The 13327-nt window shown below is 38.4% G+C and carries 13 protein-coding genes; 7 read left to right on the forward strand and 6 right to left on the reverse strand.

Features of this window, described 5'->3' with window-relative positions:
* The first annotated feature begins 321 nt into the window (after positions 1-321).
* A complete protein-coding gene (locus E3U55_RS10775) occupies positions 322-843 on the forward strand; it encodes a YwhD family protein (protein WP_134340445.1) in 522 nt (173 codons plus the stop codon).
* Between the two features lie 151 nt (positions 844-994).
* On the opposite strand, the gene E3U55_RS10780 is transcribed toward E3U55_RS10775, so the two are convergent.
* Positions 995-2935 carry a transglycosylase domain-containing protein gene (locus E3U55_RS10780; protein ID WP_194840888.1) on the reverse strand — a complete coding sequence of 647 codons (1941 nt, stop codon included), beginning with the start codon at positions 2933-2935 and terminating at the stop codon, positions 995-997.
* Positions 2936-3169: 234 nt separating this feature from the next.
* Between E3U55_RS10780 and E3U55_RS10785 the strand changes: the two genes are divergently transcribed.
* Together E3U55_RS10785 and argS are read left to right on the forward strand one after the other, a co-directional pair.
* Complete coding sequence (locus tag E3U55_RS10785) at positions 3170-3610, forward strand: DUF1934 domain-containing protein (RefSeq protein ID WP_194840889.1); 441 nt, start codon at positions 3170-3172, stop codon at positions 3608-3610.
* The gene (argS, locus tag E3U55_RS10790) at positions 3610-5280 is read left to right on the forward strand and encodes an arginine--tRNA ligase (RefSeq protein ID WP_134340448.1); all 1671 of its coding nucleotides are present in this window, start codon (positions 3610-3612) and stop codon (positions 5278-5280) included. Before E3U55_RS10785 ends, argS begins: the two co-directional genes overlap by 1 nt.
* A gap of 46 nt (positions 5281-5326) precedes the next feature.
* On the opposite strand, the gene gerQ is transcribed toward argS, so the two are convergent.
* The 3 genes from gerQ to hemQ form a co-directional block, all read right to left on the reverse strand.
* Positions 5327-6085 carry a spore coat protein GerQ gene (gerQ, locus tag E3U55_RS17980; protein WP_407644115.1) on the reverse strand — a complete coding sequence of 253 codons (759 nt, stop codon included), beginning with the start codon at positions 6083-6085 and terminating at the stop codon, positions 5327-5329.
* Between the two features lie 32 nt (positions 6086-6117).
* Entirely contained in the window at positions 6118-6540 is a 423-nt protein-coding gene (locus tag E3U55_RS10800) for a cell wall hydrolase (protein WP_134340449.1), read from the reverse strand.
* A 238-nt stretch (positions 6541-6778) separates the two neighbouring features.
* On the reverse strand, positions 6779-7522 hold the full coding sequence (gene hemQ / locus E3U55_RS10805; protein WP_134340450.1) for a hydrogen peroxide-dependent heme synthase: 744 nt from the start codon (positions 7520-7522) through the stop codon (positions 6779-6781).
* A gap of 558 nt (positions 7523-8080) precedes the next feature.
* Here hemQ and E3U55_RS17375 point away from each other — a divergent pair.
* On the forward strand, positions 8081-8224 hold the full coding sequence (locus E3U55_RS17375; protein WP_153801936.1) for a hypothetical protein: 144 nt from the start codon (positions 8081-8083) through the stop codon (positions 8222-8224).
* 337 nt (positions 8225-8561) lie between these two features.
* Here the strand turns inward: E3U55_RS17375 and E3U55_RS10810 are convergent, their stop codons facing one another.
* A complete protein-coding gene (locus E3U55_RS10810) occupies positions 8562-9386 on the reverse strand; it encodes a lipoate--protein ligase family protein (RefSeq protein WP_134340451.1) in 825 nt (274 codons plus the stop codon).
* 140 nt (positions 9387-9526) lie between these two features.
* Between E3U55_RS10810 and E3U55_RS10815 the strand changes: the two genes are divergently transcribed.
* The 3 genes from E3U55_RS10815 (at position 9527) to E3U55_RS10825 (ending at position 11786) form a co-directional block, all read left to right on the forward strand.
* Positions 9527-9832 (forward strand): hypothetical protein, encoded by a 306-nt coding sequence (locus tag E3U55_RS10815; RefSeq protein WP_134340452.1) that lies wholly within the window; start codon positions 9527-9529, stop codon positions 9830-9832.
* Between the two features lie 149 nt (positions 9833-9981).
* Positions 9982-11277, forward strand: a complete 1296-nt coding sequence (locus tag E3U55_RS10820) for an HD domain-containing protein (protein ID WP_134340453.1) — start codon at positions 9982-9984, stop codon at positions 11275-11277.
* 11 nt (positions 11278-11288) lie between these two features.
* The gene (locus tag E3U55_RS10825; RefSeq protein WP_134340454.1) at positions 11289-11786 is read left to right on the forward strand and encodes a YwgA family protein; all 498 of its coding nucleotides are present in this window, start codon (positions 11289-11291) and stop codon (positions 11784-11786) included.
* A 161-nt stretch (positions 11787-11947) separates the two neighbouring features.
* Here the strand turns inward: E3U55_RS10825 and E3U55_RS10830 are convergent, their stop codons facing one another.
* On the reverse strand, positions 11948-13252 hold the full coding sequence (locus E3U55_RS10830) for an NCS2 family permease (RefSeq protein ID WP_228547542.1): 1305 nt from the start codon (positions 13250-13252) through the stop codon (positions 11948-11950).
* Between the last annotated feature and the right edge of the window lie 75 nt (positions 13253-13327).

The raw sequence follows: 13327 nt of genomic DNA on the forward strand, positions 1-13327 counted from the left end.
CTTAGCTCTTTGGGATAATTATTTTGCTTTTTACCCATTGTAAACACGTCCTTTAAAAATGTTATTTCCATTGTAAACATTTCGCCAGTTGGTGTGTCCACTTTTTATACTAACCCTCAATAGACCGATCGATATAGCGGATAGAAGTTTGAAACTAGCGGATAGAACCTTCAGACTTGCGGATAGGACCCCAAAAATAGCGGATAGTATCATTGAAATAACTTTTACTTATGAACATTAAGTCATATTAATCATGCCATTTGAGAATTTTGACCGCTTTGTGGCAAAATAGACATAGAGTATGTAACAGGAGGTTTTGCGATGAATTCGTTTGATGATAAAGAAAACAAAAAAAGTAATCAATTTACCATTATGAAGGACGACCCAATAGATGGTCACCCAGGTTATAGTGGCGGTGGCTCATTTAGTTTAGAAAACATGTCACCTTTAATCGTGGATCCCAATGAAGATAAAGTTTGGGTCGATATGGGTGCGATGCATGCGCGTAGTGAAGTGGAAAAACGAATTAAGTTCGTCACTGATAAAGAAGAAGTTCCAAATGGTAAGCCTTATTGGATTGTATGGGTAACCGTTGAACGCCATGAACAAGGTCCGTATTATCATGGAGTTGCTGCAAGCTTTTTAGAGGTTGACCGTGAAGCGCGTCGTGGCTTTAAAATTCTAGCTGAGCACGTTAACCGTATGGATAAATCACTTAAAGGTAAAATAATTGTGGATCAAATGGATGATCATTCTAAGAAATTGCTCGGTGAATTTTTAAAAGAATTTAACGAGGAATATTGGAACAATTCAACTGGTGAATTAAAACAATCTTTCGCATAATTTTTGAATACATTGTGAACATTTAATGTTTAGATTGTAAGTTAGACAAATACTTTGTAAAATGAAATCAAACATGGGTTTTATATCGCATGTTTATTAGGACAAATAAATGGGGCTGGCCAATATAGGTCAGCCCCATTTATATTTATAATCATTTTCCACAGACCTCTTTTGGTTCAGTACCTTTAATATAATAAGTTAATCGTGTTTTCTCTTCGCAAGCAGGCCCTTCTAATTTACCAGAAAAGGGGTCGACTTGAAGTCCAATGACTCCAGTGGGCACTTGGAAGGTTTGTAATGGAATATTTTCATGTAAACGTTCCATGTAAGTTGCCCAAATTTCTTTTGCTGCACGATTCTCTTGAATGCGTTCAATTTCCCTATTATCGTCAAAGCCTGTCCAAATCGCAGTAGTATAATGTGGAGAGAATCCAATCATCCAACTATCGTTCGGTGTCGTACCCGATTTCCCTGCGTATTGATGCGTTAATCGTTGAGCGATTGACGCGCCAGTGACATACATATAATCATTCATTCGAGAGTCAAACATTCCCGTTAGCAAATGAGTAAGGACAAACGCATGGTTTTCCTCAAGTCGACGTTGCGGCGTCTCAGCTTGATGTTGGTAAACAATATTACCATCACGGTCAACGATTTTTTCGATAACGTAAGGGTTGACTGACCAACCTTGATTGGCAAGCACACTATATGCCTCAGCCATTTCTAACACTGAAACGGATGCCGTACCTAAAGCTAGTGATAAGACAGGGGGCAATTCGGCATCCAGACCAAAAGCATCGGCAGCTTGAACTAAATTTTCTGGGCCTATATATTGATTTGTTTTAATAGCATAAATATTATCGGACACAGCTACAGCTTGAGCTAATGTAACTGGACGGTTAGCGTAAGTATCACTGTAATTAGATGGTGAGTATATTTCACCGTTCTCAAGAGAAAAGGTCGTAGGGCGACTATCTAAAGTGGTTGACGGTGTAAAACCATAAACAAGTGCCGCGTAATATAAAAAAGGTTTAAATGTTGAGCCTGTCATGCGTTCGGCTTGAGTAACCCTGTTAAATGGTGATTCATCAAAACTTCTTCCTCCTTGTAAGGCAACTATTTTTCCTGTACGTGGTTCAATGGTCACAGCACCAATCTGTAACTCGGAATCACTTGGCATTTGTTCTTGGACAGTCTGTTCAAGCTTTTCCTGTGCTTGATGGTTTAGGGTTGTGTGAACTTGATAGCCTTTTCCATCTAATTTTTGCCGGTCGATACCCAAAATGTCCGCAGCTTGATTCATAGCAAAATCGGTAAAATATTGGCCGACTTCAGGCTGCTGTTCTGAAGCGGTAACAGCTATCCTTAGATCAACACGTTTTGCCTGGTTCATCGCAGCTTCACTAATTTTATTCGTTTCATTCATACGCTCTAGAATCCACTCTTGTCTATTGATGGCATTCTCATACGAAATTAAAGGCGAATAAACAGATGGTCCTTTTGGGATTGCAGTGAGTAATGCGGCTTCTTCTAAAGCAAGTTCATCAGCATCCTTATCAAAATAAAACCGACTTGCTGCTTGTACACCGTATTGTCCGTGTCCAAAATAAATAGTGTTTAAGTAACCCTCAAGAATCTCTTCTTTATCCTGGAAAATTTCGAGCCTAAGAGCGATTAATGCTTCATGGATTTTTCGCTCCCAGGATTTTTGGTGTGTCAGATAAATATTCCTGGCATATTGTTGTGTAATCGTACTTGCACCTTGAACTTTATCGAAAGCCAGAATATTATGATACACTGCACCAGCTATTCGTTTAAGATCAAAACCGAAGTGATCGTAAAAATGTGCATCTTCAGCTGAAATAAAAGCGTCAATAAGATGAGGAGAGATATCATCTAATTCAACCCAAAACCGGTTTTGGACACCTCTTTCAACTGAAACGACTTCCCCATTTTGCCCATATATAACAGTGTTTTCGTCTAAACTGTATTCAGGAGGCCCCTGCATGACTGAGTATACTAAAATGACTAAACCTGTTGATATGGCGAATGCGATCGCAAATAAAAAGGTATTAAAAAACTTTTTTATCATGATTATCTCTCCTACTTTGATGTTTAATTGGACATCTTTACAATCAGACATACTTTCTATTTAGTATGTAAATATTGCCAAGAATTTAAACGTTGTTTACTTTTAAAATATAGAGGTCGTTTCAGTAGGTAAATTGGTGTATAATAAACTTTTAAACTAAACAAAAAGGTTATTTTATGTCAAAATATATAGGGTTCTTTTATATATTTGGTTAAGATAGAAAGGAAGATCGCTTTGTCTAAAGAACAAATTCCTGTTCATATAAAAATAGATACGGAAATAGAAGATACGAATGGTAATGAGAACATTACACGTACAGAGCATGGCTCTTATATTCATAAAGGTCACATTCATATGATAAAATATGATGAACAAATGGAAGACTTAGGTGAAGTGTATACAACAATTGTAATCCAAGAAGACCGTATATCGATTAAACGTGAAGGTCAATTACAAATGCACCAGGTTTTCCGTATTGGACATAGTACAGAATGCGTTTATACACACCCTTATGGTAAATTTCGGATGGAAACAACCACACACCGAATGCAATTTATTAAAGGTATAGGTAACAAATCAGGAAAACTTTATATAAATTACGACGTGATGTTGAATGATCAAGAACCACGTCGTCACGTATTTGAACTACAGTTTCAAGAGGAGGAGGAAGCTTAATGAGTATCGTAGGACAGATAGAACAAACGCTAAAGCAGGAGATAGAACAAGCCGTAATAGAAGCGGGATTAGCTTCAACAGAAGAAATGCCAGAGGTTATATTAGAAACACCAAAAGATAAGGCCCATGGTGATTATGCGACAAATATGGCAATGCAGCTAGCACGTATTGCAAAAAAAGCTCCACGCCAAATTGCTGAAGAATTAGTAGAAAAACTGAATGCTGAAAAAGCTTCTGTGAATAAAGTTGAGATAGCAGGTCCAGGCTTTATTAACTTCTTCTTAGATCAATCGAATCTAACAAGTGTTGTAGATACGATCCTAGAGCAACAAGAAGCGTACGGAAAAACAAACGCCAGTGGTGGCAAACGTATTCAAATTGAGTTTGTCTCAGCAAACCCAACTGGTACGCTTCACTTAGGTCACGCTCGTGGTGCGGCATTTGGTGACGCTTTAGGTAACGTAATGGAAAAAGCAGGTTATGATATTGAGCGTGAATATTACATCAATGATGCCGGTAACCAAATTGATAACTTAGCTCTTTCAATTAATGCCCGATACTTTCAAGCCCTTGGCAAAGACTTAGATATGCCAGAAGATGGCTACCATGGTCAAGATATTATTGATTTAGCGCAAGCGCTTGTTGATGAACATGGAAAACGTTTTGCAGATTTAGAGGAAGAAGAACGCCTGCAAGAATTCCGCTCATATGGTCTTAAGCATTTACTCGAACGTATTGAAACAGATCTTGAAAACTATCGCGTGACATTTGATTCTTGGTTCTCAGAAACCTCTTTATATGAAAAAGGTTTAGTTGAAAAAACGGTGGAGAAGCTTCGAGATAAAGGCTTTGTTTATGAAGCTGATGGTGCGACCTGGTTCCAATCAACTAAATTCGGCGATGATAAAGACCGTGTACTTGTTAAGCAAGACGGCTCATACACTTATTTAACGCCTGATATTGCTTACCATGAAAATAAGATTGAACGTGGTTTCGATGAGTTAATTAACATATGGGGAGCTGACCACCATGGTTATATTCCTCGTATGCAGGCTGCAATTCAAGCGTTAGGTCATCCTAAGGGCACACTAGATGTAAAAATTGCTCAAATGGTCAACCTGTTTGAAAATGGTGAAAAGGTCAAAATGAGTAAACGTACGGGTAAGGCGGTCACGATGAAGGAATTAATTCAAGAGGTTGGTCTTGATGCCACACGTTATTTCTTCATTATGCGTTCGAATGATGCTCATCTAGACTTTGATATGGATTTAGCCAAATCACAATCTAATGAAAATCCTGTTTATTATGTTCAATACGCACATGCACGTATTTGCAGCATGCTACGCCAGGCTGAAGAAAAAGGTATCGACCTTAATGCTAAAGCTGACACTTCTTTACTTCAATCGGAAAAAGAGGTGGACTTACTCAAACGCTTAGGTGACTACCCACAAGTTGTTGCAGACGCGGCGGACAAACGTACACCTCACCGCATTCCGCAATATGTGTTTGATTTAGCTTCTGACCTGCACAGTTTTTATAATGCTGAAAAAGTTATTGACTTAGATAATAAAGAATTAACTCAAGCACGAGTGGCTCTAATGAAAGCTGTAAGAACAGTAATCAAAGATGCATTAGCTCTAGTTGGTGTTAATGCACCTGAAAAAATGTAAAATAAAAAAGCTTTGACCTAATGATGGGTCAAAGCTTTTTTATTATTTATCCAAACGGATATTGATAATTTATTTCTTCATCGAACACAACATAATCGAGGTAAATCATAAGTAGCAAATACCAATTCCCGCTTTCAGGATCAGAGACGACGATGTGATCCTTACCAGCTTCTCGCAGAATTCCTTCAAAAATTTGTTGTTTTTGGCCTTCAAAAGTCATATAAACCTTTACTGGCTTACCTGTATTTAACCTCAGTATATTTTCGATGTAAGATTGTTCACGACCAATTGGTCCGCCTCCACCAATAGGAATTTGAACCTGCTGCCCTTGCACTTGACCTTGACCACCTTGCATACCGCCTTGATAAGGGCCTTGGCCTTGTTGCATTGGTCCCATGTTAGGCATCATGCCCTGCATTGGCCCCCCTTGTTGACCACCCATCATACCTTGGCCGCCTTGCTGCATTCCTGGCATCATGCCCCCTTGCATGCCTTGAACCATCCCTGGCATCATTCCGCCTTGTTGGCCACCCATTCCAGAACCGCCACCTTGCATCATTCCTGGCATCATCCCTTGCATAGGCCCGCCTTGTGAGCTGCCACCCATACCTGGATAACCTTGGCCTCCGCCAAACTTACCACCTGAACCTTTACCGGGTAAAGACATTTTTTTACCTCCACTTCCAGACCATTTGTTTTGCCCGCCTGGCCATTTACCAGAAGGACCTTTCATGTTACTGGGGTTGTTGAAAGATTTTTTATCTGGCATTTTTCCGCCTTGCTGTTTACCTTTTGATGAATCCAACGATCATCAACCTCCTATAGTTAATCTATTAATTAAAATGCTTCTGGACACTCTGAAGGTGTCGGAGCATAGAAACAGTGAGATTTAAAGCGCCCAACATTCCATTGCCCAAACCATTGAGGGCGACATTCTGCTTCTGGTCGATAGAACCATAATGAATTGGTGGCAGGCTCCCACCTTTGACCATTTACCGCCCGTCGTGCTAACCGTATATCTTTAGGACGAGCTCGTTGATAGAAGTAAGACTGTGTTGTAGCTTCAAATCCACCTGGTGATTGATAAATCATATCTGAAAGAGTATCAATCCCAGAGAAGTCTAGACATTCGACTAAAACCCGGTTGACACCAACGTTTCCAACTAACATCATTCCGAGCTTCCCATCACCTTCAGCTTCTGCTCTCATAAGCCTTGCCAGTTCACGGAGTTGGGCTTCGTTATAAGCAATAACCGCCAATTAATACCACCTCTTTCTAGGCAAGCCATTTGCAAGCATTCTTGTAGTTCATAACAATCACTAGTTCATTTATATGTGTATTTGGGTAAAAGTTGATTAATAGGCTTGTACTTTTTAGTACATTTGACTAAAAAATGATTAATGTGAGGAGGGGGGGAGATTTGGAGGATTGACCAAAGTTTTTATTTATGAACACAAAAAAACTGAGCCACCTAAGTGACTCAGTTCATAGTTAAGGCTAAACAGCCATAATTTTTTCTAAATCTTCTTTTGTTTTGCGATGACCTACGTAGAACTCTCCGAACTCCGCAAAACGTGCGCTCACTTCATCAAACCGCATTTCGTAAATGAGCTTCTTGAATTGAAGCATTTCGTGAGCGTATAATGTCACGCCCCATTCCCAATCGTCAAACCCGATACTTCCAGTAATGATTTGGCGAACCTTACCTGCATATTTACGGCCTGTCATACCATGCTCGTACATCAGGCGGCCGCGTTCATCTTTTTCTTCCATATACCAGTTGTTAACGGCATCTTTTTTACGATCCATTGGGTAAAAACAAATATGATCCCATTTAGGTAATACCGGCTTTAATCGAGCCTGGAATTCTGGGTCTGTATTAGGGTCCTTACCTTTTGCCATATAAGCTGATAACTCAACAACTGAAACATACGAATAAGCAGGAATTAAAAATTCCGCTAACTTAGTTTTATTAAATTCAGTTTCTAAATCTGTTAATTCATCCATCGTTGGACGAAGGTTCATGATTAAAAGGTCCGCTTTTTGACCGATGATTTGGTATAAACCAACACTTCCATTTCTATTCGCTTCAATGTCTTCCCAGCTTGAAAGAAGTGCATTGAATTCATTTAACGCCTGGTTGCGTTCTTCCTGAGAAGCTAATTTCCAAGCTGTCCAATCAATTTGGCGAAAATCATGTAAACAATACCAACCATCAAATGTTTCTACTGCTTCGGGCATTGGATTCACTCCTTGTGTTCTATTCCTTTTCCAATTACAACTATATCATATGGCTTACAAATCGTTAAAAGATAAGTGGTGAATGTTTTGTTACGAATCTTCAAAAAGAAAAAGTATAAAAATGTGCCTTTTTATTAGTTTGTGGTATTTAAACCCTTGTTTTTAGATTGAAATTTCCGAAAAACCTATTTAAAGCTCCGGAAAGAAGATGTTTTTAAGTTGATTCGACAGAATTCGTTCCCTTAAACGTCTTGAAAACCTCCGGAAAGCCAAAGAAAACCTCCGGAAAATGTTGTTCTTTTTTATACGGAATTAGAATTATAACGTTTATTAAGAAAAAAGTATTATTTTGTTGAGAGGTTGTTTATGGAGAGGGCAAGACGGGAAGATATCAACACATTATAAATTCCAAGGAGGTATTAGGTTGAGCGATAAGAACCGTAAAGATGAACAGCTAGAACAGTTAAGGGTGAAAATGGTGAAGTAGAAGCAGACCATTCACTTCTAACAAGTGACTCTGTTTTATTTGATGCGCTTTACATCGTGGGCAGCCCATCGATGGACAAAAAGTTCAAGCAAGATTCACTATACTTCCTTCATGATGGCGTTGGTGTTGTGACGAATGAAGACAAGAAATCATTTGTTAAAGAATTCGTTGCCGCTATCGCAGAACACCGCCATTGGAATCGTGAGTTGGTATAAATAAAAGAGGCTGGGACAAAAAGTAAGTGACAGGTGTGAAAGGCGAATGTTATTATCGAAGCTTCGCTTAGCGTAGTCAAAATACGTAGACTCCTGGTCGGCTAAAAGCGGGCACGTCCTATGCCCAACGCCGACACTTGAACGTCCGGTGCTTCGCAGGAACAGCACGAGCTGAAAATCACCTAAAACGAACGGATGTGAGTTTTAGGAAGTTGAAGCCGTGCCTGCGGAAAGCGAAGTATTTTGACGGAGCGATAAAGTAAACCCGTACTATGATGATTAAGCTTTAATCAGAGTACGGGTTTTATACCAATAAAAACTTATGTCTCATCTTCTTTTAATCTTTATAAACTCTCTTATTTCGTTCCTGCATTAACTCAAGTCGGTTTTGAAACCAGTCTTGTTCTTGAGCAGATAACTCTCGGTTATCAATATTAACGCCACGTTTTGATAACTTTTTCTCGATTCGATCAATAACCTGCTGAACGTTTAATGGTTTTTTAAATAATTGTTCAAGCGATGACATGACACTTGGGTCAATCGAAGGATATTTGAACTTAGTTGGTTCACCTTTTAAAGCATAGTCATAAAACGTTTTAAGTAATTGGGCGCGTTCTTCACCTTTGCCTTCAACGTCTAAATATATTTGAACGGCTGATCCATTTTTGACACGACGTTGTGATATGCCGGCAAATTTTTTACCCTCAATGCTTAAATCATAGCTGCCAGGACAGTAAGATTGTTCGATTTCATAAGCTTTAATAGGTAAATTTTCTTCTTCAAATAACCATTGAATAAAATCAACCATCGCGTCGTAGCCATCATGAATATCAAAGTCTTTGGCATCAGGAAAAACAAGAGAGATGTTTAATACTCCCTCATCTAGAACGACAGCCAGTCCACCAGAGTTACGGACGATGACCTCGTACCCCTGTTCTTCTAAGAAACGAATACCTTCATCTAAATAAGGCAAACGGCTATCGGGAATTCCCAATACAACTGTAGGCTCGTGTACCCAGTAACGGATCGCGGTTTCCTTTTCATGGCTGGCAGTTAAACATAAAGCGTCATCAGTAGCGAATGATTCAATAATTTTAGCTTTGGTCGCGTTACTATGATCTATTTTTCTAATATATTTAAAATCCAATAAAGAATGCTTCATTATAATCGGTCCTTATATCAAAGTTTACATATAGTAGTTTAATCGATTTTGAGCTAGTAAGAAAGTATTCGTGTATAAATGGCGAAAATGCCATAAAAATATTATAATAGAATTAATTGGAAGAAAGGGATGTGGATTAAATGTTAACAGGTATTTTGAAGCTAATAGCATCAGGCATTGAGTTTTTCTTAGGGATTCCATTTGTAGGTGGAGTCTTTATTCTTTCTAGTGGATGGGGCGCACTACTGTTCATGCTATTATTTTATATCGCTATTTTAATACTATCTATTTATTTTGGCCATGCTAAGTGGGGTGCAATTACAGGAATAGCCGTATCCATTTTGGCGTTTATTCCATTCCTAGGAATGGTTCTCCACTGGATCGCATTCTTTGTTTTATTAATTGATGGAATCCAAAATGTTAAATATGCAAAAGCAGAAAATTAAAAAAATTAGCTCCTGGCTGGAAACGGCACGGGGGCTTAATTTTTCCACATTTACGAAAAAACTTAATACAAAAATTATTAATTAAGAGGATGTAATTCAAAACAAAAATCGTTATAATGAATGATATATATTTAGAAAGGTCGGAAAAAATGTCATATCGCAATGAACAATTAAGCGAAGAAAAAGTATTTAAAGATCCAGTTCATCGGTACATACACGTTCGCGACCGCGTTATCTGGGATTTGATAGGAACTCCGGAATTTCAACGTTTAAGGCGGATTAAACAGTTAGGAACAACTTATTTAACCTTCCATGGGGCGGAGCATAGTCGCTTTAGTCATTCATTAGGAGTTTATGAAATTATTAGACGTATTGTTGAAAACTTCAAAGGTCAGCCGAATTGGAGTCATGAAGAACGATTGCTATGTTTGTGCGCAGCGCTTTTGCATGATTTGGGACATGGTCCATTTTCTCATTCATTTGAGAAAGTTTTCGACTTAGATCATGAAGACTTTACGCGTGAAGTTATTCTCGGTGATACTAAAGTAAATGAAGTGTTATCTAAAGTCGATCAGAACTTTCCTCAGGATGTAGCGGATGTGATACATAAAACATATCCAAACAAACTTGTGGTGAGTTTGATTTCCAGTCAGATTGATGCGGATCGCATGGATTACTTACAACGAGACGCTTTTTTTACAGGTGTGAGCTATGGACATTTTGATATGGAACGGATTCTTCGTGTGATGCGACCAATGGAAGACCAAGCTGTGATTAAAGAGAGTGGTATGCATGCGGTAGAAGATTACATTATGAGCCGTTATCAAATGTACTGGCAGGTCTATTTTCATCCAGTAACCAGAAGTGCTGAAGTGATCTTAACGAAGATTTTGCATCGCGCTAAGGAATTATACCATTCTGACTTTAAATTTAAGTTAGCGCCAACTCATTTTATTAGTTTCTTTGAAAAAGAAGTTTCATTAGAGGATTATTTGAAACTGGATGAAAATGTGGCGTTTTACTATTTTCATATTTGGCAAGAAGAAGACGATGCGATTCTAGCAGACTTATGTCGTCGTTTTGTCGATCGGGATTTATATAAATATATTGAATTTAACCCTGGTCACCAGTACCGAGAATTGATGGATTTAAAAGATTGTTTTATTAAATCGGGCATTGACCCTGCCTATTATTTGGAAGTCGATTCATCATCTGATTTGCCTTATGATTTTTATCGCCAAGGGGAAGATGAGGAGCGACTGCCGATCTTACTACAAATGCCGAACGGAGAATTAAAAGAGCTCTCTCGCCAATCGGATATTGTTGAAGCTATTTCAGGTAAAAAACGTACCGACCATAAGCTATATTTTGCAGAGGATTTAGTGGATCAACTACCCGAAGACAGTGACATCAAACAACGGATTAAAGAAATATTAAAGGGATAGGGGCTGAGCAAATGTTAGAAGATCACGCAAAACTGATGGCGTTTTTCGAACAGGCGCAGGAAGTTGTTGGGCGAAAACGTCTACAAAAAATGGTGTATATATTGAAAAAATCAGGCTTTGATTTTTCAGAGCGATATTCCTTTCATTTTTACGGACCTTATTCAGAGGAACTATCAACTCGCATAGAGGAACTATGTAATTTAGGATTTTTAGTGGAAGAAAAAGAGAAGGAAAAAGGGTATTATCAGTATCGTTATACGTTAACGGATAATGGGACAAGCTTTTTAGATGACTCTAACATAAACACGCCAAATATGTCGGGTTTAATTTATAAAATGAACGATCAAAGTTCAAAGTTTTTAGAGCTGGTCTCAACGATGCTCTTCTTCGATAACTTTTCCAAAGAAGAAGTTGAACAAAAGGTTTTAACTGTTAAAAGTAAGCAGAATTACACAGATGAAGATTTTAAAGAAGCGTGGACATTTATTGATGAAATGAAGAAGCATTAAACATATAGAAAATCCTCATTTACAAATCGCGTAAATGAGGATTTTTTATATGATATTAAGATCTTTTCCGGACCTTTTTTTCGTCTAACCAGGGTCGAATCGTGTCGAAAAGTCTTAAAAATCACCTTTTTCTGGACTTTCCGCCCATACTTCCGGACTTTTTAATGCGGTAAAAACACCAACTGATAAATAAACAACACTGCGAAAATATAAAGTAACCAGTGAACTTGTTTGGCTTTACCCATAGCCAGTTTCATCACAGGGTATGCAATGAATCCAAACGCGATACCAGTTGCGATACTAGACGTTAAAGGCATGATTAGTATGATTAAGAAAGCTGGGAATGCCTCATCTAGTTGATTCCAATCGATTTTAGCGATATTCGCCATCATAAAGCTACCTACAATAATGAGTGCAGGTGCTGTAATAGCTGATAAACTAGCGACAGCTTCAACTAAAGGCGAGAAGAATAACACCAGGATGAATAAAATAGCAACGACTAATGTTGTAATCCCCGTACGACCACCCGCAGCAACACCTGAAGATGATTCAATATAAGCACTTGTTGGGCTTGTCCCGAACATAGCGCCGACCGTAGTACCGACAGAGTCGGCTAAAAGTGCTTGCTTGACTCGAGGAAATTTTTTGCCTTTCATTAAACCCGCTTGTTGAGCAACACCAACCATTGTGCCGGTCGTATCAAATAAAGTAACTAATAAAAAGGAAAAGACTACTGTATATAAGCTGTATTGAATGACATCACCTATAGCAGTTATAGGGTTAAACACAGCCAAGCCGTGTTCAAATGAAGGGACCGACATAACGCCTTGGTCAAACTTAAGCTCACCTGTAAAGAAAGCAATAGCACCAGTTAATACGATTCCGTAAAAAATAGCGCCTTTTACTTTGAGGGCCATCAATACAATAGTTATAGCTAACCCGGCGATAGCAAGCATTGCTGAAGGGCTGCTTAAATCTCCTAACTTCACTAAGTTCACAGGATCATCAGCAATAATTCCAGTTAAACGAAAACCAATAAATGAGATGAATAAGCCGATTCCGGCAGTAATACCGTATTTGAGATTTTCCGGAATTGCCTCAATTAATATTCGTCGTAATGGTGTAACAGATAATAGAATAAAAAGTAAACCTGAAACAAATACTGCTGCGAAAGCAATACTGTAATTAATATCTGGATTATTTGCAACCACTGAATAAGCAAAGTACGCATTTAGGCCCATGCCTGGAGCAACCGCAATTGGGTAATTCGCAAATAAAGCCATCCACAATGTACCTACGACTGTTGCGATAATTGTCGCGATGTAAACTTGTTCAAATGGAACGCCGGCGTCTCCTAATATTGATGGATTAACAAAAGCGATGTAAACCATCGTTAGAAAAGTCGTGATACCAGCAATAATTTCAGTTTTAATCGTCGTTTGTCTTTCTTTAAGTTGAAAATCCAATTTCTCCACCCCTTAAAAACGAACATTTATGACAACAGTTATTATAATATTCGTTTTTAAGCTCAAACGCAACCT

Origin of the sequence: Filobacillus milosensis, from assembly GCF_004402015.1 — a bacterium.
Classification (GTDB): Bacteria; Bacillota; Bacilli; order Bacillales; family Alkalibacillaceae; genus Filobacillus; species Filobacillus milosensis.